The sequence below is a fragment of the Streptomyces sp. NPDC032161 genome (assembly GCF_040636995.1).
In the GTDB taxonomy this organism is placed as follows: domain Bacteria; phylum Actinomycetota; class Actinomycetes; order Streptomycetales; family Streptomycetaceae; genus Streptomyces.
In genome coordinates, this window is sequence record NZ_JBEZVN010000013.1 from 35,568 (window position 1) to 59,743 (window position 24,176).

13 protein-coding genes are annotated in these 24,176 nt (G+C 71.2%); 3 read left to right on the plus strand and 10 right to left on the minus strand.

The window, feature by feature from the left end:
- Nucleotides 1-80: 80 nt before the first annotated feature.
- From AB0E67_RS22195 to AB0E67_RS22215, 5 genes are all read right to left on the minus strand, one after another.
- Nucleotides 81-1,136 (minus strand): NADP-dependent oxidoreductase, encoded by a 1,056-nt coding sequence (locus tag AB0E67_RS22195; RefSeq protein ID WP_362029448.1) that lies wholly within the window; start codon nt 1,134-1,136, stop codon nt 81-83.
- On the minus strand, nt 1,133-2,881 hold the full coding sequence (locus AB0E67_RS22200; RefSeq protein WP_362029451.1) for an NAD(P)/FAD-dependent oxidoreductase: 1,749 nt from the start codon (nt 2,879-2,881) through the stop codon (nt 1,133-1,135). Before AB0E67_RS22200 ends, AB0E67_RS22195 begins: the two co-directional genes overlap by 4 nt.
- Entirely contained in the window at nt 2,878-4,560 is a 1,683-nt protein-coding gene (locus AB0E67_RS22205) for an NAD(P)/FAD-dependent oxidoreductase (protein WP_362029454.1), read from the minus strand. Before AB0E67_RS22205 ends, AB0E67_RS22200 begins: the two co-directional genes overlap by 4 nt.
- The gene (locus AB0E67_RS22210) at nt 4,550-14,116 is read right to left on the minus strand and encodes an amino acid adenylation domain-containing protein (RefSeq protein ID WP_362029457.1); all 9,567 of its coding nucleotides are present in this window, start codon (nt 14,114-14,116) and stop codon (nt 4,550-4,552) included. Before AB0E67_RS22210 ends, AB0E67_RS22205 begins: the two co-directional genes overlap by 11 nt.
- Nucleotides 14,117-14,206: 90 nt before the next feature.
- Nucleotides 14,207-15,148 carry a sterol desaturase family protein gene (locus AB0E67_RS22215; protein WP_362029460.1) on the minus strand — a complete coding sequence of 314 codons (942 nt, stop codon included), beginning with the start codon at nt 15,146-15,148 and terminating at the stop codon, nt 14,207-14,209.
- 865 nt (nt 15,149-16,013) lie between these two features.
- Between AB0E67_RS22215 and AB0E67_RS22220 the strand changes: the two genes are divergently transcribed.
- Nucleotides 16,014-16,286 (plus strand): hypothetical protein, encoded by a 273-nt coding sequence (locus tag AB0E67_RS22220; RefSeq protein WP_362029463.1) that lies wholly within the window; start codon nt 16,014-16,016, stop codon nt 16,284-16,286.
- 141 nt (nt 16,287-16,427) lie between these two features.
- On the opposite strand, the gene AB0E67_RS22225 is transcribed toward AB0E67_RS22220, so the two are convergent.
- The 3 genes from AB0E67_RS22225 to AB0E67_RS22235 all read right to left on the minus strand — a co-directional run bounded on the left by AB0E67_RS22225 (nt 16,428) and on the right by AB0E67_RS22235 (nt 19,648).
- Nucleotides 16,428-17,288: a Gfo/Idh/MocA family oxidoreductase gene (locus tag AB0E67_RS22225; protein ID WP_362029466.1), complete on the minus strand. Its 861-nt coding sequence runs from the start codon at nt 17,286-17,288 to the stop codon at nt 16,428-16,430.
- A gap of 130 nt (nt 17,289-17,418) precedes the next feature.
- Nucleotides 17,419-18,186, minus strand: a complete 768-nt coding sequence (locus AB0E67_RS22230; protein WP_362029469.1) for an SMI1/KNR4 family protein — start codon at nt 18,184-18,186, stop codon at nt 17,419-17,421.
- A 166-nt stretch (nt 18,187-18,352) separates the two neighbouring features.
- Nucleotides 18,353-19,648, minus strand: a complete 1,296-nt coding sequence (locus AB0E67_RS22235; protein ID WP_362029472.1) for a HEAT repeat domain-containing protein — start codon at nt 19,646-19,648, stop codon at nt 18,353-18,355.
- A 549-nt stretch (nt 19,649-20,197) separates the two neighbouring features.
- Between AB0E67_RS22235 and AB0E67_RS22240 the strand changes: the two genes are divergently transcribed.
- On the plus strand, nt 20,198-20,788 hold the full coding sequence (locus AB0E67_RS22240) for a lytic polysaccharide monooxygenase auxiliary activity family 9 protein (RefSeq protein ID WP_360113107.1): 591 nt from the start codon (nt 20,198-20,200) through the stop codon (nt 20,786-20,788).
- A gap of 117 nt (nt 20,789-20,905) precedes the next feature.
- Here AB0E67_RS22240 and AB0E67_RS22245 read toward each other — a convergent pair whose 3' ends face one another.
- Both AB0E67_RS22245 and AB0E67_RS22250 read right to left on the minus strand, forming a co-directional pair.
- Nucleotides 20,906-21,820, minus strand: a complete 915-nt coding sequence (locus AB0E67_RS22245) for a DMT family transporter (protein WP_362029475.1) — start codon at nt 21,818-21,820, stop codon at nt 20,906-20,908.
- Between the two features lie 245 nt (nt 21,821-22,065).
- Nucleotides 22,066-23,463: an APC family permease gene (locus AB0E67_RS22250; RefSeq protein ID WP_362029478.1), complete on the minus strand. Its 1,398-nt coding sequence runs from the start codon at nt 23,461-23,463 to the stop codon at nt 22,066-22,068.
- A gap of 349 nt (nt 23,464-23,812) precedes the next feature.
- Between AB0E67_RS22250 and AB0E67_RS22255 the strand changes: the two genes are divergently transcribed.
- Nucleotides 23,813-24,130 (plus strand): hypothetical protein, encoded by a 318-nt coding sequence (locus AB0E67_RS22255; protein WP_362029481.1) that lies wholly within the window; start codon nt 23,813-23,815, stop codon nt 24,128-24,130.
- The last annotated feature ends 46 nt before the right edge of the window (nt 24,131-24,176 follow it).

The window sequence follows — 24,176 nt, forward strand, 5'->3', positions numbered from 1 at the left end:
GTACGGGTACGGGTACGGGTCATGGACGCCCGGCGGGGCGCGGCGACGGATGCCCCGGCCCGGGTGCGGATGACCGGGGGTCAGAGTTCCACCAGCACCTTGCCGCGGTGGCCCCCCGTGTCCTCGTAGAGGCTCCGGTAGGCGTCCGGAATGCTCTCGAAGCCGCGGTGGACGGTGTGGCCGAAGCGGACCTCGCCCCGCCGGACCCTGCCGCCGAGCTCGTGATGGAGCGCGTGCCAGTTCTGCTCCGTGAACCACTCCAGCGAGAAGATGCCGCGCACGCAGGTGCGCGGGAACATGATGTACGGCAGCAGCCTGGGGCCGGTCGCCTCCCGGCCGACCTGGGTGGCCCACTGCCAGCACACGGCCACCTGGCTGTCCACGTTGAGCATCGAGAACACGGCGTCCGTGACCGTGCCCCCGAGGTTGTCGAAGTACTTGTCGATCCCGTCCGGTGCCACCCAGCCGAGGGCCTCCCGGACCGCCTCCCAGCTGTCCCCGTGGCGGTAGACGATGACCGCGTCGAACCCCAGCTCGTCCAGGTAGTCCGCCTTCTCCGCCGTCGACGTCGTGCCCACCACGCGGGCGCCCGCGAGCTTGGCGAGCTGCCCGACCAGCGAACCCACCGAGCCGGAGGCGCCGCTGACCACGACGGTGTCGCCGGGACGCACCGACATGAACTTGGTCAGGGTTCCCCAGGCCGTCATGCCGGGGCCGCCCATGACGCTCAGCGCGGTGGTCAGCGGGAGCGCGTCGTCGTACCAGTGCGGGTCCAGGCGCCGGAAGGCGGGGAAGACCATCGGGAACGTCCCGGTCTGCCAGGGGGTCGCCGTGCCGTCGCTGACGAGGTGGGTGCGCCAGCCGCCGAATCCCTGCACCAGGTCGCCGGGGCGGTGGGCCGCCAGCGGGCCCGCGTCCAGCACCTCCATGATCGAGTCGGCCCCCATGTGAGCGCCGATCGGGGTGTCCAGCGCGATGCCCTGGAGGTAGGGGTCCACCGACACGTACCGCGTCCTCAGCAGCATCTCGTCGGGGGCGAGGTCGGTGTCGAGGTCCTCCTCGACCATCCCGTACACCCGGTCGACGTCGGGCACGCCCTCGATGTGCTCCTGCACGACCCACTTCCTGGTCCTCATCGCATTCCCTTTCTCTCGACGAGGGATGAACGGTCCGCCGTGCCGGACGGGGTGTCCGGCCGGGGTCCCACCGGGATGACGCGATGGGTCGGCGGCGGCCCGCTCTCGTCGACGGAGGCGGTGAACGTCCGCCCGTCGTCCCGGCAGATGAACTGCATGACGTGTCTGCCCGCCGCGGCCGCCCGGATCAGGCCGCCCGTCGTCGCCCAGACACCGGACTGGTAGAAGTTGCGCAGTCCCGGAAGGCCGGGGCCGTGCTTCTTGATGAGCGTCTCCAGCGTCTCCCCGCTCTCCACGAACGGCTGCCAGCCGAGCACCGTGCCGTCGTAGTTGCCGGTGTAGCGGACCTGGGTGAGCGGGGTCGACACGTCACGGACGGCGATCGCGTCCCTGATCCCGGGGTGGTGCCGCTCCAGGAACGTGATCAGCGCCTCGCGGGCCCGGCGCTTGGCGGCGTAGTAGCCGCGTCCGTGACGGACCGGCAGGGTGTGGAGCCTCAGGCCGCCGCGGCTGCGGGTCACCTGCTCCGGTCCTTCGTCCAGAGTCCGCCAGGGTGCGATGTCGCAGAAGTAGGTGACGTAGGCGATGCTCGTCCCCTTCGGGGAGAGTTCCGGGAAGTGCCTGCTGCGGAACTGGACGTTGATGCTCGGGTGACGGATCCCGGTGAGCTCGGAGGCGACCTCGTCGTCGAGCAGGTGGGTCGTGCAGGGATCGGCGTCGCGGAAGTCCCGGCGCAGACCGAGGAAGAGGATGAAGTACCCGGGAAAGACCATGCCGGGTTCGAGGATGGTTCGGGTGTAGAGCCGTCGGTACGCGTCGTCGAGGTAGCGCCCGCCGAGCAGGTCCATCATCGTGGTGCGGCCGTCGCAGGCCGAGACGACGATGTCGGCGCGCATTTCCTCGCCGTCGCTCAGCCGCACCCCCACCGCCCGGTCGTCCTCGACCAGGACCTCCTCGACCTTGGTGTTGTAGGTGACTTCACCGCCGAGCGCGCGGTAGCGGCGCTCGATGGACTCGGCGAGACCGAGCGATCCGCCCTCGGGGACGCCCGCGGAGAGATTGGCGTGCGAGGCGAGCTGGAAGTGGAACGGCAGCACCGGGAAGGCCGGGTGCTTCTCGTACAGGATGAAGTTGAACGCCTCGCGCAGCAGGGGGTCCTTGAACCTGGCCGAGAAGTCGCTCATGAGGATGCCGATGGATTTGCGCACGGCGTTGAAGTAGGGAATGAAGCCGGCCAGCATGCGCCAGCGCTCCGGCGTCGACATCAGCCCGACCGGCTTGAGGAACGGGTAGACGGCGAGACACTTGCGAAAGGCGCGCAGCTGCTTGCAGAAGCCGCGGATCAGGGGGGCGTCGACGGGCGAGAGGTCCGTGAGGTGGGCCTGCAGGCGGTCGGGGTCCGAGTAGAAGTACACGGCCCGGCCGCACCGGCCGCGCACCACGTTGAAGACGTCGAAATGCCGTATCTCCTTGCCCTGCAACGCGCCCAGTTCCAGCCAGATCCGATGCATCTCGTTGCCCGGCCCGCTGCCGAGGAGCCAGCTGACGCAGGGGTCCAGGGTGAAGTCGCCGCGGTCCCAGGCCGTGCAGCAGCCGCCCGGCAGTTCGTGCATCTCCAGGATGTGGGTGCGGTAGCCGTTCATCCGGGCGTAGCAGCCGGTGGACAGGCCGCCGAGCCCCGCGCCGATGATGATCATCGATTCTCGTCGGGAACGCGACACGCGCGTGGTCTCCTCGGTGTTCATGTGCGGGTGTCCCCGCGGGTGGACCATCGGTCGAGCTGGGGCAGCCGGCCCAGCTTCCCGGGGTGCCAGGGTTCGTCGCCCCGGCTCTCGTGCGCCGTGAAGGAGCGTCCCAGTTCGTCGCAGAGGTACTGGACGACGAAGCGGCCGGTGGACGCGGCGCGGATGAGGCCGCCCAGGCCCACCCACTGCCCGGCCATGGAGAAGCCGCTCAGTCCGGGCAGGCGCATGCGGTCCTTGCCGACGAGCTTGGTCGCGACGTCGTCGGCCTCGGAGAACGCCTTCCAGGCGAGGATCGAGCCGTCATGGTTGCCGGTGTAGCGGCGGGTCGTCGCCGGGGTGGCGATGTCGACGAGTTCGATGCGTTCGGCCGTGCCGGGCATGCGGCGTTCCAGGAAGCCCCGGACGAATTCGGCCACTTCGTGCTTCTGCGCGCGGTACGCCTTGCGGTCGGCGGCGCGCAGTTCCTTCCAGTGGGTGAAGTCGCTGAAGTAGGTGCAGTGGATCACCGAGCGGCCGGGCGGGGCGAATCCGTCGGAGTAGTCGGAGCGCAGCTGGACCACCAGACTGCTCTGGAGCGCTCCGGGCAGGCGCGCGGCGTCCTCGGGGGTGAGCAGGTAGGTGGTGCTGTGCGCCCGGTCGTGTCCCAGGTCGCCGCGGATCCCGACGAAGGCGGAGACGACGGCGGGGAAGAGGGCGCCGCGGCGGTGCAGCAGGTCGTTGTAGAGCTTGTCGATGCGGGGTCCGGTGTACCGGCCCTGGAGGAGGCCGTGGATGGTGGTGTGGCCGTCGCAGGCGGAGACGACGTGGTCGGCGTAGTACCGCCTGCCGTTGCGCAGTTCGACGCCGACGGCGCGTCCGTCCTCGACCAGGATCCTCTCGACCCGTGCCCGGTAGCCGATCCGGCCGCCCAGTCCCGTGTACCGTTCCTCGATCGACCGGGCCAGGCCCAGCGAACCCCCTTGGGGGAAGCCCGCGTTGCGGTGGTGGGCGCTGGCCATGTTGAACAGGTACGGGAGGAGGGGGAAGCCCTCGGGGTCCTGGAAGAAGATGTTGCGGAACGCCCGGCGCAGCAACGGGTCCTGGAACCGGTCGGCGAATTCGTGCATCGGGGTGGAGGCGGTGCGCCAGAACAGCCGGAACGCGGGCAGCACAGTGCGCAGCGTCGAGGCTCTCTCGCGCAGGGTGCGCAGGGCGGGCGCGGTCAGGAACGGGTACAGCTCGATGGCGGTGAACCGCCGCAGGTCGCGGCAGAACGAGCGGATGAGGCGGGCGTCGGCGGGCGACAGTTCGAGCAGGTGCTCCTCCAGCCGGTCCGGGTCGTTGTAGAAGACCACCGACCGGCCGGTCTCGTCGACGACCCGGTTGAACATCTCGAAGTTGGTGACGGTCTTGCCGTCGAGCGCTCCGAGCTCGCGCCAGACCTGGTGGGCCTCGTTGCCGGCGGCCGTGCCGATCAGCCATTCGATGCAGTAGTCGAAGATGTAGCCGTCGCGCGACCAGGCGGTGCAGCAGCCCCCGGGCAGTACGTGCTTCTCGAAGATGCGCGACCGCATGCCGTTCATCTGCGCGTAGCACCCGGTGGACAGTCCGGCGATTCCCGCGCCGATGACGATGACCCGGGGCGCGCCGTCCGCCGTGCGTCCGTCGCGGCCCCATGTCTCGTCCGTGTCATCGGTCATGGCCGCCGCCCTCCTGGAGGATGCCGCGCACGAGGTCGGCATTGCGGGCCGCGTGCTTGGGGTCGAGCATGTCGGCGTGGATCCCGGAACCGCGGAGCACGGCGGTGGCGGTGGCGGAGCTGCCGTGCCAGGTGCCGCGCGCGTCGGCGGCGTAGAGGGCGGTTTTCTCCTCGTCCGTGACGACGCTGACGGTCGCGGACACCGTGCCGAGGTTGGGGTGACGGCCGCAGAAGGCCAGGTATTCCGCGGCGTGTTCGAGGGTCTCTCGGGCGACGATCTCCGATCCTGTGTGCTTGAGCAGGTGTTCGGCCAGTTCCGCCTCGAAGACCTCGAAGTGTTCGGGGCCGGGGACGTAGGGCTCGGTGATGCGGTGGGAGTCCAGAACGATCACATGGGCGATGTCGCGTCCGCGGCCTTCGAGTTCCTTGGCCACCTCGAACGCGAGGTTGCCGCCGAGGGAGTAGCCGAGCATCCGGATGGCGCCCTCGGGCTGCATGGACTCGACGAGGTCGGCGTAGCGGGCCGTCTTGTCCTCGCCGGGGACGTAGTTGAAGGCGACGAGGCGGTGCTCGGTGAGCCCGGCGGCGAAGGTCCGGTAGACGAGTCCGTGGCCGCCGGCAGGGGGGAAGCAGAACAGGGTCTGTTCCCGGTCGGTGTTGAAGTCCAGGCAGGGCAGGTCGTCCACGAGGCCGCCGGTGGCGAGGCGTTCCACGGTCGCGGCCATGCCCTGCAGGGTGGTGACCCGGTACAACAGGCTGACGGGGATGCCCACGCCGAACTCCTGCCGCAGGCGGTGGATCAGTTCGATCAGTTTGATGGAGCTGCCGCCCGCCTCGAAGAACTCGTACGCGGCGCCGACCCGTTCGAGCCCGAGCAGTTCCTTCCAGTGCCGGGCCATGCTGACCTCGAACGGTGTGCCGGGCGTCTCCTCCGGCTCCTCGGCGGTGTCGGGCCGGAGCTCGGGCAGAGCGGCGAGGTCGACCTTTCCGTTGGGGGTCAGCGGCAGCTGCGCCAGGGTGACGAAGTGCGCGGGGATCATGTGGGCCGGCAGCAGGTCGGCGAGGTGACGGCGCAGCGCGCGCCGGTCGAGTTCCGCTCCCGGCACCGGTACGCAGTACGCGCAGAGCGCGTCCTCGCCCCGGGCGTCGGGACGGACGGTGACGACCGTGCGGGCCAGTTGCGGCCACCCGGCGAGGTGGGTCTCGATCTCGCCGATCTCGATGCGGTGGCCGCGGAGTTTGATCTGGCCGTCGACACGTCCGAGCAGGTGGACGACGCCGTGCGTGTCCCAGTGTGCGGCGTCCCCGGTGCGGTAGAGGCGCACGGGTCGGGCCTCCGGTCCCCGGCCGAGGGTCCGGGTCACGAAGCGTTCCGCCGTCTGCCGCGGATCGCCGGCGTAGCCGAGGGCGACTCCTTCGCCGCCGATCCACAGTTCGCCCGGGACGCCGGGCGGGACCGGTTCGCCGTGCCGGTCGAGGACATGGAGCGTGCTGTTGCCCAGGGGGCGTCCGATGGGCACGGTCCGGCCTGGTTCGAGGTCGTCGGCGGGTCCCTCGAAGCAGGCGCTGTCGATGGTGGCCTCGGTGAGCCCGTAGGAGTTGAGCACGCGGGTGTGCGGGCCGCACAGGTCGCGCAGCCGCCGGTACTCCCCCACCTTCCAGGCGTCGGAGCCGACGACCAGCAGGCGCATGAAGTCCAGTCTGTGGCCCTCTCGTTCGCAGTGGTCCATGAGTCCGCGCACGACGGCGGGGACGAACTCGGCGCAGTCGACGTGTTCCTCGCGCATGGTGCGGTGGAGGCGTTCGGTGTCGAAGAGGAGGTCCCGGTCGACGAGTACGAGGGTGCCGCCCGAGCACAGCGCGCGCACCAGGTCGCCGGTGAAGACGTCGAAGGAGGGGGCCGCCATCTGGAGGTGCACGCGCACGTCCCGGTCGAGCCGGTACTCGTCCAGCCACGCGCGGTACGCGGAGGCCAGGTTGCGGTGGCTGACCTGGACGGCCTTGGGGATTCCGGTCGAGCCGGAGGTGTGGATGACGTAGGCGGGCGCGTCGAGGTCCACCGGAGGTACGGCGGCCGGTGCGGGCGTCTCGGGAGCCGGCCGCTGTCCGGAGCCGGACGCGGGCGCCTGCCGGTCCTGCGGTGCGGGCGGCGCCTCGTACAGTTCGCGCAGGGTCAGTGTCCGGGCCGGCAGTCCGGTGAACCGGTCGCGGGCGGTGTCGTCCTCGACCAGGGCGAGGGTGGCACCGGCCGTCCGCAGGGTGCGGGCGACGCGGTCGGCGGGGTGGTCGGGCGGCACCGGGAGGTAGGCACCGCCGGCCTTGAGCACCGCGAGGAGCGCCACGACGAGGTCGGGCGACTTGTCGAGGCACAGAGCCACGGTCGAACCGCCCCCGGCTCCCTGTTCCCGCAGCCGTGACGCCAGGTGGTCGGAGCGGCGGTCCAGCTCCGCGTACGTCAGCCGGAGGGCCGGGCCGCGGGGTGCCGGTACGGTGACGGCGACCGCGTCGGGGCACCGGGCGGCGGCCTCGACGACCAGTTCGTGCACCGGCCGGACCCCGCCGGTGCCGGGCTTCTCCGGCTCCGGGGACGCGGTGAGGCGTCCGGCTCCGCTCCACTCGCCGACCAGGCGTTCGCGTTCCCGGGCGCCGAGCATCTCCAGCCGGGTGACGGGGTGCTCGGCCGCCGCCCGGGTCATGCTGTCGAGGATCCTCGTGTAGTGCGACGCCATCCGCCGCATGGTCTCCGCCTCGAACAGGTCGGTGTTGTACTTGAGGACGCAGTGGAAACGGTGGTCCGCCTCGTCCTCGTAGACGGACAGGGTGACCTCGAACTGCCCTTCTTCCTCCGGGAGTTCGATGTATTCGAGCCGGTAGCCGTACTTCTCGGTGGCCACCTTGTGCGTGAGCAGGATGAACATGGCCTGGAACACGGCCGACCGGCTGGGGTCGTGCTGCAGGCCCAGTTGGTCGACCAGCAGGACGAACGGGTACTCCTGGTTGTCCAGGCCGCCCAGTACGGTCGTGCGGACCTGTTGCAGGAGTTCGGCGACCGACGGCTCGCCGGAGAGGTCGCCGTGCAGCGGCAGCGGGTTGACGAAGTAGCCGTAGACGGAGGCGAACTCCTGCTCGGTCCGGCCGGTGACCGGACTGCCCACGATGACGTGGTCCTGTCCGGAGTAGCGCTGGAGCAGCACGTAGTAGGCGCCGAGCAGCACCATGAAGGGGGTCACGTCGTGCCGGCGGGCCAGGGCGTGCACGCGGGCGGTGAGTGCCGTGTCCAGGACGAAGAACTCCGAGGCGCCGTTGTGGGTCTGGACGGCAGGGCGGGGCCGGTCGGTGGGCAGTTCCAGGACGGGTACCTCGTCCGGCAGGTGGGACCGCCAGTAGTCGAGCATGCGCTGCGCCGCGGGTCCGGCCAGGAACCGGTTCTGCGCGTTGAGGAAGTCCAGGTAGCGTGCGGTGACGGGGGGCAGCGAGGGCGCGCGGCCCTGGCGCAGCCCTTCGTACACCGCGAGGAGTTCCTCGATGAAGGTGAACGTCGAGATCGCGTCGGAGATGATGTGATGGACCGCCTTCATGATCACCCAGCGGTCGGGGCCGCGCTTGAAGAGGCGGAAGCGGAACAGCGGGTCGTGCGCGAGGTCGTACGGTTTGCGGTACTCGGCCACGATCGTGCGGTGGATCTCCTCCCACGCCCGGTCCTGGACGTCGAACAGCGCGAGGTCCGGGCTCGGGTCGGGCGAGACCTGCTGCATCGGCAGCCCGTCCACCGTGAGGAAGTTGGTCCGCAGCGCGGGGTGGCGTGCGACGAGGTGGCGGACGGCCTCGAACATCAGGTCGGGGTCGAGGGCGACCCTGACCTCGACCGCGCCGCCGATGTTGTACGCGTAGCCCTCGGGGTTGAGCTGGCGGAGGAACCAGAGCGCCTTCTGGTTCTGCGTCAGCGGGTGGCGGAACTCGTCCTCGAACACCTCCACCGCCGCCTTGTCGCCGCCTCCGGCCTCCAGAGCCACCGCCTCGGCGAGGCTGTCGTGGAGCTGTGCGACCAGTTCGCCGACCGTCGTGCCGCTGAGCAGCGCCACCACGGGCGGGGCCACCCCGAGCTCGGCACCGAGCCGGGCGCGGAGCTCCATCGCCAGGAGCGAGTCGAGGCCGAGCGCGTTGAGACCCGCCTGTGGGTCGATCTGCTCGGGGCCCGCCCGGAGCACGGAGGCGGCGACGGCGGTGAACCGTCGGGTCACCAGGGCCAGGCGCTCGGCCGCGTCCGCGTCGCGGAAGGTGTCCAGGAGGCCGTCGCCCGCCCCCGCGTCGGCCGTGGCCGCGCGGGCGGTCGCGGCCAGTTCGCCCACCAGCGCGGGCGGTGAGGCGTACCAGGCCAGGAACACCGGCCAGTCGACGACGGTCGCGACGAGCAACTGCGCCCGGTCCTGGCCGATGACGCGTTCCAGTACGGCCATGCCGACATCCGGTGCGAGGGAGCTCATCCCCCGGCTGTGGAGGTAGTGGCCGACGAGGCCCAGCTCCTCGATCATGCCGGTGGCCCACGGCCCCCAGTCCACGCTCAGGGCGGGCAGGCCGAGTGACCTGCGGTGGTGGGCCAGTGCGTCCAGGAAGGCGTTTCCCGCGGCGTAGTTGGTCTGGCCGGCGGTGGTCAGCAGGGAGGCGATCGAGGCGAACAGCACGAAGTGGTCCAGCGGTTCGTCGCGCAGGTGCCGGTGGAGGAGGTACGCACCGACGGCTTTGGGGTCGTGGGCGTCGGTGAACGTGCGATGGTCCATGTCCGCGACGAGGGTGTCGCGGACCTGCCCGGCCAGGTGGAACACCCCGCGGACCGGCAGCGGGTCGGTGCGCCGACGGGCGTCGAGCCAGGCCGTGAACGCCTCCTCGTCGGTGATGTCGAGCGGTGCCAGGACGACGCGGGCGCCGAGCGCCTCCAGTTCCTTGACGAAGGCGGCGGCGCGGCCCTCGGCGGTGTCGGGGGCGAGATCGCGCCAGGCGGTGCGGTCCGGCAGCGTGGTGCGTCCGATGAGGACGAGGCCGCGCGCTCCACGCCGTACCAGGGTCCGGCAGAGCAGTCGGCCGAGCGCTCCGAAGGCACCGGTGACCACGTAGTCGGCGTCGGCGCGCAGGCGCAGCGGCAGGGGGCGGGTCAGTCCCTCGGCGCGCCGGGCCCTGCTGGTGAGGCGGCGCGTACCGCGCAGCGCGATCTCCTCCTCGTCCTCGGTGAGGATCTCCCGCAGGAGCGCGGCGGCCTCGGCCGGGGCGCCCTCGCCCGCCCCGGGGCGGGGGTCCAGGTCGATCAGCTTGCCGGGGTGGCTGAGCAGTTCCTGGTGCCGCAGCACCCGGCCGACGCCCCACGCGGGTGCTCCGAGCGGTTCGACCGTCTCGCCGGGCTCGACGTGCTGTGCGCCGCGGGTCGCGATGTGCAGCCGCCCGCTCGCTCCGCGGCGCAGCAGCGTCCGGGCGAGCGTGATCAGCGAGTACGCGCCGGTGTCGCGGTGGTGTGCCAGGTCGCGTCGTGTCGCCTCCGCGAGGCGCGGCAGGTCGAGGTTCCACAGGTGCACGACGGTGGTGGGAAGCGGCGCCGCGCCGTCGCGTCCGTCCGCCGCGTGTCTTCCGTCCGTTCCGTGCGTTCCCGTCCGAAGGCGGCTCTCGCCGTGTCCGGGCCCGCCCAGGTCGGTGAGGAGCCGTTCCAGGTCCACGACGGAGCCGGGGGCGATCGTGAACTCCCGTCCGTCGTCCGATCTCCGGTACGTCTCCCCCGGTCGTACGAGGTGGCACCGCTCGCCGCGCGCGGTGAGCAGGGCGCTCAGGGCGTCGCCGACGCCGCGGCTGTCGGCGAACACCAGCCAGCCGCCCCCGGTGGCTCGGTCGGCTCCGGTCCGCGCCTCGTCCGCGTTCGGCTTCCGGTTCTCGTCCGTGTTCTCGTTCTCGCCGAGGGGCGGCAGTTCGGTCCACACGGTCTCGGCGAGCCAGGAGTCGATCGTTCCGAGGCCGACCGCCGTCGACGCCTTCTCCACGTCGGCGGCGCGGAATCCCCGGATGCTCCCGAGCGGTTCGCCGTCGTCCGTGTAGACGGCGATGTTCCCGACGAGTTCGTCCGCGTCCTCACGGGTCACCGTGGCGTGCACCCAGACCGGCCGGTCCCCGACCGGGGCGAGGCACACCTCGTCGATGGACAGCGGCAGGCGGATGCCGGAGTCCTGGCGGTCGGTGCCGTCGTCCAGGAGCCGCGTCGTCAGCAGCGACTGGAAGCAGCCGTCGAGCAGTACGGGGTGGATGTGGTGGCCGGCCGCGTCGTCACCGATCACCGCGGGCGGGCGGAGCCGGGCGAGCACCTCGCCGTGGCCGATCCGGACCTCCTCGACGGCACGGAACGCGGGACCGTAGTGGTAACCGAGGGCCGCCAGTTCCGCGTAGCAGCCCTCGCCGTCAAGCCGGCGCCGCATGCGGGCGCGGACGGCTTCGATGTCGACCGGGGGGCCGGACGGGCGTGGCTGGCCGGAGCGCACGACTCCGCTCGCGTGCACCGCGCGGTCGCTCTCGTCCTCTCCCGCCGAGGCGATCGTGAACGAGGCGTTCCGCGACGAGAGCGTCAGGCGTACGGCTCGGTCCTCGCCCTCGGGCAGGAAGAGTGCCTTGCGGAGTTCGATGTCCGTGAGCACGGCGTGGGTGCCGCCGGTCAGGGCGCGGACCGCCTGGATGGCCATCTCCAGATACCCGGCCGCCGGGAAGACCACGGTGGACTGGATGCGGTGGTCGTCGAGGTAGGGCAGCCGCTCGGTGTCGAGTGCGGTGTGCCAGGTGGGTTCGGTGTGTGTGGTGCGGCGGCCCAGCAGCGGGTGGTCGGTGCGGCCGAGGCGGACCTGTGCGACGGGTCCGGGCTCCGTCCAGTACCGGTCGCGCTTCCAGGGGTAGCGGGGCAGGGTCACGGGAGTGCCCGCCGGGTGCAGGGTGTCCCAGGCGATGGGGACACCGAGGGTGTGCAGGTGCGCCAGCGAGGCGGCGAAGCGTTGCGGCTCGTTCTCCTGGCGGCGGATGGAGGGCAGGGTGCGTGCGGTGGTTCCCCGGCCGTCGAGGCATTCACGGATGGAGTGGCCGAGCACCGGGTGCGGGCCGATCTCCAGGAACAGGCCGTATCCGTCGTCGGCGAGCCGGTCCACCGCCGACCGGAACCGCACGCGGTCGCGGACGTTCTTCCACCAGTACCCCGCGTCCAGTTCGGGGCCGTGTGCCGTGCCCTCCTGGCCGGTCAGATACAGCGGTACGGTCGCCGGCCGTGGGTCGAGCCCGTCCAGCGAGGCGAGCAGCTCGTCCTTGATGGCCTCCATGCCCGCGCTGTGATAAGGCACCTCCACGGTCAGGAACTTGGCGAAGACCTGCTCCGCCCGCAGCTCCTCGGCCAGTTCGGCGAGGGCGTCGCGCTCGCCGGCCAGGGTGACGGCCGAGGGGCTGTTGACCGCGGCCACGGACACCCGGTCGCCGTACGCGGCCGCCCGGGTCTGTGCCTCCTCCTCGGGCAGGCTCACCGCGAGCATGGTGCCGGTGCCGGTCAGCAGCTGCTGGAGCCGGCTGCGGTGCACCACGATCCTCACCGCGTCGTCCAGCGTGTAGACGCCCGCCTCGTAGAAGGCGGCGATCTCGCCGGTGCTGTGACCGACCAGGGCGTCGGGCCGCACTCCGTGGCGTCGCCACATCGCCGCGAGTCCGACCTGGACGGCGAAGTTGGCCGGTTGTGCCAGCCAGGTCTCGGCCATGCGCGAATCGGCCTCGTCGGCCGTCATCTCGTCGATCAGGGACCAGCCCGCGAGCTCGCGGATCGCCCGGTCGCAGCGGGTGACGGCGTCCCGGAACACCGCGTCGCCCTCCAGCAGCTGGCGTCCCATGCCCCACCACTGGGGTCCCATTCCGGTGAAGACCCAGACCAGGCCGCGCTGTTCCGGGTCGAGCCTCCGGCCCTGGACGACCCGGGGGTGGGATTCGCCGCGGAGGAAGGCCGCGAGCCCCTCGTCCAGTTCGGTCGGTGAGGAGTACACGACGCCGAGCCGGGATTCGAGGTGCTGGCGACGGCGGGCGAGCGTGTAGGCGAGGTCGGGCAGCGGTGCCGTCGGCCCATGTGCGCCGGCCAGTTCGCGGCGGATGCCCTCCGCCACGTCCGGCAGGGATTCCGGGGTCCTGGCGCTGAGCGGGAGGACGTTCCAGGACCGTTCCTCGTGCGCGGTGCGCGGGATCTCCCGTTTCGGTGCCTCTTCCAGGACGACGTGCGCGTTGGTGCCGCCGAATCCGAAGGAGTTCACACCGGCCCGGGCGGGGCCCTCGTGCGCGGGCCAGGCGGTCGGCTCGGTCGGGATCCGGTACGGGGCGGACGCGGCGTCGACGGCCGGACTGATCCGGTCCAGGTTGATGTGGGGCGGGATCCGGCGGTGCTTGAGGCAGAGCACGGTCTTGATGAGTCCGGCGACGCCCGCCGCCGATTCGGTGTGCCCGATGTTGGTCTTGACCGACCCCACGTAGCACGGGTCGCCCGGCCTGCGGCCCTCAATGAGCGCCCGGCTCAGCGCGTTCGCCTCGATCGGGTCGCCGACCGGGGTCGAGGTGCCGTGCGCCTCCACGTACTGCAGCGCGCCGGGCGTGATCCCGGCTCCGGCGCAGACGCTGCGGATGAGCCGGACCTGGGCGTCCGCGCTGGGCACGGTGATGCCGTTGGTGCGGCCGTCCTGGTTGACGCCCGTGCCGAGGATCACCGCGTGGATCGGGTCGCCGTCCCGCAGGGCGTCGTCGAGGCGCTTGAGGGCGACCATGCCCACGCCCTCCGCGCGTACGTAGCCGTCGGCGGCGGCGTCGAACGTGCGCGAGCGGCCGTCGGGCGACAGGAAGCCGCCCTTCGTCTCGGCGATGGTGTACTGCGGCGCCATGTGCAGCAGTACGCCGCCGGCCAGCGCGAGGTCGGTCTCGCGGTGGTGCAGGCTCCGGCAGGCGAGGTGCACCGCGACCAGGGAGGAACTGCAGGCGGTGTCGATCGACAGGCTGGGTCCCCGGAAGTCGAAGCAGTACGAGAGACGGTTCGAGACCATCGTCATCATGGTGCCGGTGGCGGTGTGGGCCGCCAGTGAACCGAAGCCCAGGTCGGAGAACTGGAGGATCTTGTAGTCGAGCGTGAACGCGCCGACGAACACGGCGGTGTTGCTCCCGGCGAGCTCCGCGGGCCGCTGGCCGCCGTCCTCCAGCGCCTCCCAGGCCACCTCCAGCAGCTTGCGCTGCTGCGGGTCCATGTGGTCGGCCTCGCGCGGGCTGATGCCGAAGAACCCGGGGTCGAACTCGTCGAATCCGTCGATGTATCCGCCCCGGCCTCCGACGAGGCGTCCCGGCTTGTCCTTGTGCCGGCTGCCTAGCGTCGTGACGTCGTAGCGGTCGGCCGGTGTCGGTGTGACGCAGTCCTTGCCCTCCATGAGGTTCTGCCAGTACGTGCGGTGGTCGGACGCACCGCCGGGCAGTCGGCAGCCCATGCCGATGATCGCTACTTTGTCGCTCACAGAGGCACTGTTCACGTCGGGCAAGGTTGTACTCCTCAAGTCGTGGCGCCGGGGCACGGCAGGGATCGGGAGGGCTGTCCGGGCCGTCCGGGTCGTCCGGACGATCGGGAACGGTCAGACGGGACCGGGCCCGGCTCTCTTCGCGCGGCGCCAGGGGTGGAGAAGGGTGGAGGTGATCGCACCTGTCGGCGGGAACGACGCGGGGTCGACGAGTCCGACCGCGACCGGTTCACGGCCGGGCCGCCAGGTGTAGCTGTCGAAGAGGTGGTCCCAGATCGACAGGTCCGAGCCGTAGTGGCCCGCCTCGGACAGGTCGGTGCTGTGGTGCAGACGGTGCTGTTCGGGGCTGGCGAGCACATGGTTGAGCCGACCGATGCGCACGTCGATGTTGGCGTGGACGAAATATCCCTGGGCGGCCACGAAAAGTCCCACGACGAGCACGGATTCGCGCGAGAACCCGATCAGCGCCAGAGCCAGCTGCACGAACCCCTGGGCGAGCACGATGTCCATGACGTGATTGACGCCGTTGTTGGCGACGTTGACCTTGTCCGGCACGTGGTGCACTCCGTGGAATCGCCACAATATCGGGTTGGTGTGACCGATCCGGTGCACGAGATAACTCGCCAGCGAGCCCGTCAGGAGTGCCGCTGGGATTTCTTCCCAGAGGTCGAGAACGGGTTCTTCGGGTGTCAGCATGGAGACGGTCGCGGTGACCACGTACTGGGCCATTCCGCTGGCTGCCGTCGTGAGTAGGAAATAGACGCCGTACCAGCGCCATTCACTGGGGCTCGGATGCCAGGAACGCTGATAGGGAATCAACCTTTCGAGGGCGGTGAGGTAGGCGATGGTGCCGAGCAGGAAGAGCGGGCTCACGCTGTCCGGTTCCCAGTCGAACCGCAGTGCCGCCGTCGCCACCGATATCGCGGCGAGCAGCAGGACCGGGTACGCCGACACCCTGAGCAGGTCACGCGCCCGGGACGCGGGGGAACCTTTCCCCTCCGCCCGGCCGGCGCCCGGTTCCGGAACACCACCCGGCACGGGTTCGCAATTTTCCATCCGCAGCACCTTCATGAATTACGGCACAGAAAATGCGCAGACCGCGAACAGAGGACTGACGACTTTCCTGCGGGCACGCGAGGCCGGCGAACGGACGCCGGTATTCGCGCATGAGCCATTGACGTACGGGGACCTGTACGGACCGCTTCACGACCCCCCGCACCGCCGGGCGGGTCACCGAGCGAACCCGCTCCTTTTCTTTTCCCCTCCCGACGTCGCCAACCGTCGGATTCCAGCCGCGTATCGGCGGGTTGCGCGGACACCGGGCACCTCGTCAACTGTCTGCTTTTCAATGAACCAGACGGACCAGGCGGGCGGAATGGGAACAATCCACACCACCCAAGTGGACTGCTAATCATATTGATTACTTATTGACTTTCATATTTTCCAATGCCTCGTGCGCATCGCTCTCCACGGCGGATCAGCGACGGATATCCCGGAACAGGCCGCGCCGGAACGGAAAATCCGTGCGCCTACCGGGCTCTCCTCCGTGCAAACCGGGGCGGACACGCGGTTCGTCGCCGGAATCCACCACGCGACAGGCAGTGTCGGCACCTTCCGGGCAACACCTCGACCGCCGACGCGAGCAGGACGACGCACCGGGCACCAACGCGTTCCGGGATGGCTCATTAACGTCGGATCCTGAGCGCCGCTCGGACCCGGTTCGCATCGCCGGAGGACGCCCCTGGCGACTACGGACGTTCTGCGGCGTCGCCCCGTTCCGATGCCTCTGCCGTCGGCCGGAGTCGGCGAACCCGCTCGCCCCTTCGCCCGGCCTTCGGGCGTCACCCCGAAGCGGGCACCGCATTCTTCCGGGCGAAGAGGTCCGCCAGCCTGTGCTACATCCGAAAGTACGATCCCCGTCATGGACGAGGACGACGTCGGGCCCGCGGGCGTCGTCGATCACCGGCGTGTCGTCCCCGGCGAAGTCCATGTCGACGGAGCGGTCGACACGCACGGCCTCGAAGGGCTGTTCGTCCTCGCCGACCGCCACGCCGGCACGGTGGGCGCCGACGAGGCGGGGGACGCCGTCGTCGGCGGCACGCCGCGCGGCGGACCTGACGGGACTACGAGAGCGGCAGGCAGAGGCTGCTCGACGAACTCGCCATGCGTCTTCCACGAGAGTGCGTGGACCTGACCGACGAGGAGGAGCCCGTTCGCCTCGCGGCGTTGCTGACGTACGTCGAGGCGGGCGGCAGCCCGTTCGCCCGACCGCGCGCGACCGCAGCGGCGGGGTGGCCGGGGCGTGGTGGGAGGTGACGCCCCGGCATGCGTCACCTCACCGGGGCGCGTCCCGCCGCGTGCGCAGAGCGGTGGCCACGGATTCCAGGACCTGGACGGGGCGCAGCAGGTCCGCGTAGGCGATCGGGGGCCTGCCCGTGCGGACCATTCCGAGAAACGCCTCGAGGCCCGGCACGCAGTAGTGCGCGTCGAGGGCGAGGGTCTGCTCGGCCATGGTGCCCTGAGTGAACGTCATTCCGTGGAAGGGGATCTGGTGGGTGCCGGTGGGCTTGACGAGGTTCACGACGACACGGGTACCGCCCGCCGTGAACGAGGCGGTGACGGTGGTGTCAGTGGTGTCCGTGCGCACGTCGGAGATCTCACCGGGGGCGAGCCTGAGCGCGAGATCCACGGGATGGATTCCGTAGAAGAAGATCCCTCCGTGTTCGCTTTCGGGGTCGGCGGGGCCGGACACGACGACCAGGTGCGGCCGGCCGCCGCGCGTGGACCGGGCCGCCAATGCCTCGGCGTCGGGTATCCAGCGGAGGGCCGAGGACGAGGTGAGCGGCGCGTCGTGGGCGAGCGCGGCGTCGATCATGGCCTGGGCGTCCTCGACGGTGCAGGCCAGTGGCTTGTCGACGAAAACCGGCAGTCCCTCGGCGAGGAAGGGGATCGCGTGGTCGCGGTGGTGCGCGCCGTTGCGGTCCGCGACGACGACTGCGTCCACCAGGCCGAGCAGGTCGGAGGGGGCGTCGACGATCCTCGTCGTCCCGCCGGTGGCCGCGAGTGCCTCGTTGCGTGGGCCGCGTCCGCCGCTGAGGGCCACGACACGGGCGTCGCCGCCCGCGCGGCGGACGTTGAGGTGGTCGACGATGTGGTCGACGTGGCTGTTCTCGGTTCCGACGATCCCAATGCGCATCGGGAGAGGCTACCTTCACGGCGTCGAGCCGACCGGCCGGGCTCCCCCGTCGTCACCGGGCGGTGATGTGCCGACCGCGCGAGCGCCGGTCGCGGGGGCCGGTCGCCGCGCGGTCGCATCGGCCGTCCCGTCAGGCCGACGGGCCGCCCGCCCGCAGCCAGCCGAGCAGGTCGTCCGTCATCAGGTCGCCGTTCGTCTCGATGTGCTCGTCGATCGCCCCAAGATCCAGGCGGAACACACGGGTGCGGTCCCGGCCGTGACGGCGCATGAACAGTCCATGGCCCCCGCTGTCGTCGCCGATCAACACCCAGTGGGGCGCGTACCGGGCGACCTCGAAGGTCTCGTTGCGTTCCGTGAAGCTGTGCGGACCATAGATCTGGACACCGTTGTCGAGCAGGACGCCCGGTGTCGACCGCCACAGGCGGGCGACCGCGGGGTTGGGGCCGTCCCGCAGTCCTCGTGCGAGCGCTTCCTGGACGGTGAGGAAACCGGCGAAGGACTCCGCGACGGGGTACTCCTCGCCGTCCGTTCCGTCGCGGCACACCACCGGACGCTCCCCGTCCCCCGCCTCGCCGTTCCGGTCGAGGGCGAAGCAGTAGCTGTCGCCGCAGTCGGGCTCGACGGCGAAGCACAGCCGGGTGTCGTCCAGCCGCCAGTCGGCGGTGATGGACTCGTACACGTCGTCGGCGCAGTCGCCCGGTGGCACGGTCGCGATCTCCGCGCGCCCGGCGCGGCCGTGGCCGAACCGCGCCAGCCACCACCGGTACGACGGCGGCAGCGGGCCGACGCGCGCCTCGGCCCGCCGGATCAGCGCCTCCGGTGTGGCGACGGCCCGCCCGCGGACGGATTCCGGCGCCCCGTCGATCATGTCCCGAAGTTGAGTCAGATCAGCTCTCACGACGCGGAGTCTGCCAGGCTTCGCCGGGCCGGTGCGACGGGTGGCGGGACCGCGCGGGAGAGGACCGGACGAGACGGTCCGCGCGGGGCGCGCCGCACCGCCCCGCCGGTCGTCGGGCACCGCGCGCGTCGCGTGCTTCACGTGTACGTCACCGTGCCCCGCGGTGCTACGGGGTGCCGGCCATGTACGCGGTCATCGCTTCCACGTCGCCCGGCAGACCGTAACCCCGCACGAGCATCCTGAAGTTGCCGAAGTGTCTGCCGCCCAGCAGCCAGGTCCCGGGCGACTCCGCGAGCACGCGGACCAGACGTCGCCGACGGTCGTCGAGGGCGGCGAACGGGGTCTCCTCGGGCAGGGCGCGTTCGGGAAACGCCAGTCGCAGTGCGGCCTGGGCGACGGGCAGCGCCTCGGTACCGGACACCTCCGGCAACGCGGCCAGCAGCGCGGTGAACGTGTCCTCCGTGTACGCGTCGTCGAGCAGACACAGCGACAGCGCCGCGTATCCCCGTACGTCGCCGTCGAAGAACGGGATCTCTTCGCCCCGTTCGGCGAGCCCCGCAAGCCGGGACCGCAGTTCCTCGGCCGCCCGGTGTCCCGCCGCCGGCCCGTTCAGCCGGACCAGAGCCGTGGCGGCGCCCCAGCGCACCAGCTCCCGGGGGTCGTCGAGCACGGCCTCCAGCAGGGGCGCCACGCTCCCCGTCCCGGGCGTGGCCAGCAGGCCGACGGCGACCAGGGCGGTGGCGGCGACGACCGGGTCGGGGTCGTCGGCCAGGGGTATCAGGGCGGGAAGGACGGCAGGGGCCTCCTCCGGGAACCAGGCCAGGGTGTGGGCGGCCGCCGCGCGGATCGCGGGGTCCTCGGCGCCGAGCAGGTCACGGACGAGCGGCAGCCCGGCGCGCACGGCGTCGTAGGCGGCGAGCTCGAAGAAGGCGTGCACGCGGCACTGTTCGGGCTCGGTGAGCTCGTCCAGGTACGCGTACAGAGACGGGAGCTCGTCTTCTTCCTCGTCGTCCTCTTCCTCGTCGTCGTCGTCCTCTTCGGCCGCGTCCCCGGCTTCGGGGCGGGTGTCCGGCCGGTCCTGTTCCGCGGACACCCGCGCCGCGGCGCCCGCCAGGAGCTCCGGCCCGCCCTCGGCGGCCTCCCGGTGGGCGGCGATCTCGTATCCGGTGGGGAGATGCGCCTCGTCGTAGCCGATCGCCAGGCCGGTCAGCAGCCCGAGGAGAGCCGGCCGCATCGGTGTCGAGGGGTCGCCGAGCAGCTCCAGCAGGAACGGCACTGCGGCGGCACTGGCCTCGTAACGAGTGCCCTGATGGAAGACGTTCGCGTACAGCCCGCCCAGGGCCTTCTCCCGGACGGTGCGGTCGGGGGAGCGCAGGGCGCGGATCTGATCGGGGACGTCGGTGGCTCGTCCATAGGCATGGGCCAGGTTCGCCCAGTCCGGGGCGTCGAGAGTCTCAAGCACGTCGTCAGCCTCGCACGGGGGTGTGACAACGGAGCACCCGTCGCCCTCCCGTCCCCGGTCCCCGCGCCGCAGCGGGCACGACGACTACCTCCGGGTGCGGACGAGGCCGGATCTGCGGGGATCCGTCGGTGTCTCACCCACCGTGCCCTCACGCCGGGTTCGGGTGCGGCCCGCCGCTTCACCACGACGAGACATCTGGTATGGACATGACCAATCTCTCTGGCTAGTCTCGAACTTGGTCTAGACCTAGTGCCGTGACCGGCAAGGTTCGCCCGGAAGGAGCGTCGTCCGGTGCGTGCGATCGCAAGGCGGCCGGAAGCCCTCGAATGGGGTCTCCCCTGCTCGAACGAAGTCGAGAGCTCGGGGAAGGGTCTACGTGGGCTTTTGGCCAACGCCGCGAGCGTGCGTGCCGGGCGGCGCGACGGGGCAAACGTTGCCGGGAGCGGCACTAGCACCCCTCGTGGTCATGTCCCGGTCGCGGCCTCGGTGGAGGAGATCTGTCCTCCACCACCCGTCTCGCAGCGTCCCCCACCTCCTCAGGAGCGAAGCATGCGCAGAAGGATCACCTCGTTACTGCTCGGGCTCGGTGTCGCCGGAGCCTCTCTCGTCGCCACCACCGGCACCGCCCAGAGCCACGGTTACACCGACGCCCCCATCAGCCGTCAGCAGCTCTGCGGCAACGGCACCGTGCGCAACTGCGGCCAGATCCAGTGGGAGCCGCCGAGCGTCGAGGGACCGAAGGGCTTCCCCGCCCGGGGTCCGGTCGACGGCACGATCTGCGCCGGCGGCATCGGCCGCTTCTCCGAACTCGACGACCCGCGCGGCGGCAACTGGCCCGCGACCGAGGTCACCGGCGGGCAGGAGTACACCTTCCGCTGGCGGATCACGGCCCGACACGCCACGACCGACTTCCGTTACTACATCACCAAGGACGGCTACGACCCCACCAAGCCCCTCACCCGGGCCGACCTGGACCCGCAGCCCTTCCTGACGGTGCCCTTCGGCGGCCGTCTGCCGGGCTCCACGGTGAGCCACTCCGGGGTTCTGCCGCAGAAGTCGGGCAAGCACCTCATCCTCGGTGTCTGGACGATCGCCGACACCGGCAACGCCTTCTACGCCTGCTCGGACGTGAACTTCTGAGCCCGACCACGGCCGCACACACGCACCGGCCCGCACCTCGTCACGCACGGGCCGGTGCGCGGGGCGCCGCTCCGGCCCCGGCGCGGGGTACGCGCCCGCCGGAGGCGGACCCGTACGTCAGGTGCCGGAAAGGCGGCCGGGCGGTCGTTCGGCCGCGGCTGCCCGTCCGGCCGGCCGGACGGTGACGAGGGCGATACCCGCGCAGCACACGGCGAGGAGCAGCAGTTCGGCGGCCGACGGCGCGGGCGCGGTGCGCAGCGCCCAGTCGCCCAGTCGCACGGTGAACGGCACGGCCAATTGGACCGCGGCCGTGAAGACGGGCCCGCGCCGCAGGATGAGCCCGTGCTGCACGACGTAGGCGGGGGCGTAGACGGCCGCGCCAAGCAGCACGATGCCGACGGTCGCCGTGATCGTCGGCGGGCGGCCGATCAGCGCGGGCAGGGACATCGGCAGCAGCAGACACGTGGCGGCGGCGAGCAGTACCGGAAGCACGGCGAGCGGCGGCAGTCCCGGCAGCCGTCGCCGGTACAGGAAGCCGTAGACCGCGAAGGCCGTGGTCGCGGCGCCCACCAGCAGCAGGCCCGGCCCGTCCAGGTCCCCCGCGTCCGCGCCGAGTGCCGCGTACCCGGCCGCCGCCGCGCACGCCAGGACCGCCCCGGCCGCACCGCGCGCCCCGGGCCGTTCGCCGAAGAACACCGTGCCCACCGCGACCGAGGCGCAGGGCATCAGCGCGACGACGAGGTTGGTGAGCGAGGTGCCGATGCGCGGGATGGCGAGCAGGGTGCCGGCCGCGTATCCGGCGAATCCGAGCAGGCCCAGCAGCCATACGGTGCCCGGTGCCGCCGCGGCCCGGCGCAGGGCGTCCCTGCCTGCCGGACGGAAGGCGGCGACGGCGGTGAGCGCCGCGCAGCACACCGCGGTGCGTCCCACGGCGACGATCAGCGGGTCGGTCCCGGCGACCAGGGCGCCGGAGAGCAGCCAGGTGCCGGCGAGCAGCAGCACGAGGACGAACGGCACTGCGCGACCTTTCATGGACGGCTCATGGGCGGCGGGTTCAGGGACGGGCCGGGCACCGGGAAGCCCGGTCCGTGGCCCGTGTCCGGCCGCCCATCATGGTGCGCGGCACCCGGGGACGTCCACCGCTTCCGGACACGACGCGGCTGCCGCCGGGACATCCGTCCGGGGCGGCGGCCGTTTCTCGTCGCGCGGCGGTGCGGGCCGTCCGCGCCCTGCGGCCGGGCCGCTCGGGGCGGTCCGGCCGCAGGGCGGCGGGCCGGTCAGACGTGGGTGTCCTCCGGGATGCTGACCAGCCAGCGGGTCTGCGCGCGGGGCCGCAGGTACAAGGCCCAGTAGAGGGTGGCGACCGCGATGATCCCGCCGGTCCACAGCAGGTACTCGGTCTCCTGCTGGGTCAGGATGTACGCGAGCACGACGATGAGCAGCGCAGGGATCGCCGGCCACAGCGGCATGCGCCAGGCCTGGACATCGCGGTGCGCGCCGCGGCGGCAGAGCAGGGCGGCCACGGCGACCAGCAGGTACATGCCCGTGACGGAGACGCCGGTGACGCCGTACAGCGTGTCCAGGTTGACGAAGCAGAGTGCCGCGCCGGGGACGCCGACGAGCAAGGTCGCCACCCACGGGGAGCCGAACCGGCCGAGCCGGGACAGCGCGTTGTTGACCGGCTGGGGCCATGCCTTGTCCCGGGCGGAGGCGAACAGGACCCGTGAGTTCTGGATGACCATCACGATGCCCGCGTTGATGATGGCGAGGGCCACGCAGAGGCTGACGAACGTGCCGACGGCCGAGTTGGACCAGGCGGCGACCATCGTGTTGAGGTCGCCCGAGGTGAGCGCCGCGAGGTCCGGGGCGCCCAGCGTGATGGCGATGACGGGGACGAGGATGACCGCCGAGGAGATGGCGAGGGTGGCGAGCACGGTGCGGGCCACGTTGCGGCGGGGGTTCTCCAGTTCCTCGGAGAGGTAGACGGCGGTGGAGAAGCCCTGCGTGATGAAGAGTGCGATCGCGAGCCCCGAGACCACCATCATCGCGGTGACCGTGGAGGTCGTGCCGTCCGACGAGGCGACTTGGCCGTGCACGAGGGCGGACGCCCCGCGCTCGGAGTGCGCGAATCCGAGTACGGCGACGACGGCCGCGGCGATCACCTCGAGGACGAGGAAGATCCCGGTGATCCAGGCGTTGGCCCGCAGATCCAGCAGACCGGCGAGGGTGGCGAGCAGCATGACACCGGCGCCCGCGACCGGGGCGGGGATGTGCACGACGGGGGCGAGGTAGTCGGCCGTTCCCATGGCGATGACGGGAGGCACGATCATCACGACCAGCAGGGACAGCACGAAGACGAGCCAGCCGGCCAGCCGCCCCGCCATGGTCGACACCATCGCGTACTCGCCTCCCGCGCTCGGGATCAGGGTGCCCAGCTCCGAGTAGCAGAAGGCGACCGCGATGCAGAGCAGCGAGCCGATGGCGATGGTGAGGGCGGTGTACGTGCCGAGGCTGGAGAACAGGTCCGGTACGACCACGAAGAGTGTCGAGGCGGGCGTCACGCAGGACAGCGTCAGCAGTGTCCCGCCGACGACGCCGATGGAACGCTTGAGCTTCTGCGGGATGGGGCCGGTAGCCGGCGCGAGCGCCTGGGGAGCGCTGAGCGTTTCGGTCATCGTGCGTTTCCGATCAACAGGTGCGGTGTTTGAGCACGGGAGCGGTATCGCCTCCAGACGAGGACGTGATGAGTGGTTTCGTCGCTCCCAGCGCGACATGCAATCCCGACGAGTTCCGCAGGTCAAGAGCTGTTTACCTACGGAATTCGTTGTTTCGGAGCGAGGATCCAACGGTTTGGCGTGAAAAGTGCGTCAATTCGCGGGCGATTGGCCGGTACGGGAACCGCAGCCGGACCGTAGGGAAAGTTTCGCCCGTTCCGCATTCCGGAACGGGCTCCGGCACCCCGGGGCGCCGAGCGGCGCGCTCCCGCGGGTCGCGGATCCGCGCACCCGGTGTCAGCCTGGGTACATGGCTTGGGCGTCATGGACCACTCGTGGTGTGTTCTCGGGGCGCGGAGGCGTGCTCACGGACGAGGTCGGCGTCCTGACCGGGGACCTGACCGTTCACACGACCTGGGCCGACGACACGGCTCAGGTGACCGTGCAGTACACGGGTGCGATCGACTGGTTCACCATGTCGGGCAGCCCCGTGCCCTGCTGCTCCGAGGAGGACAGCAGGCGTCTTCACGACGCGGCGGTGCACTCCGTCCGGGAGGGCGCGGCGGCGACGGTTCCCACACCGCCGCTGCGGCGGCCGCAACGGTCGACGGGCAGCGCCCTGGAGTGACCACGGGCGAGGTGCGCCCCGCCGGCGGGCGGGGCGGGGAAGCGAC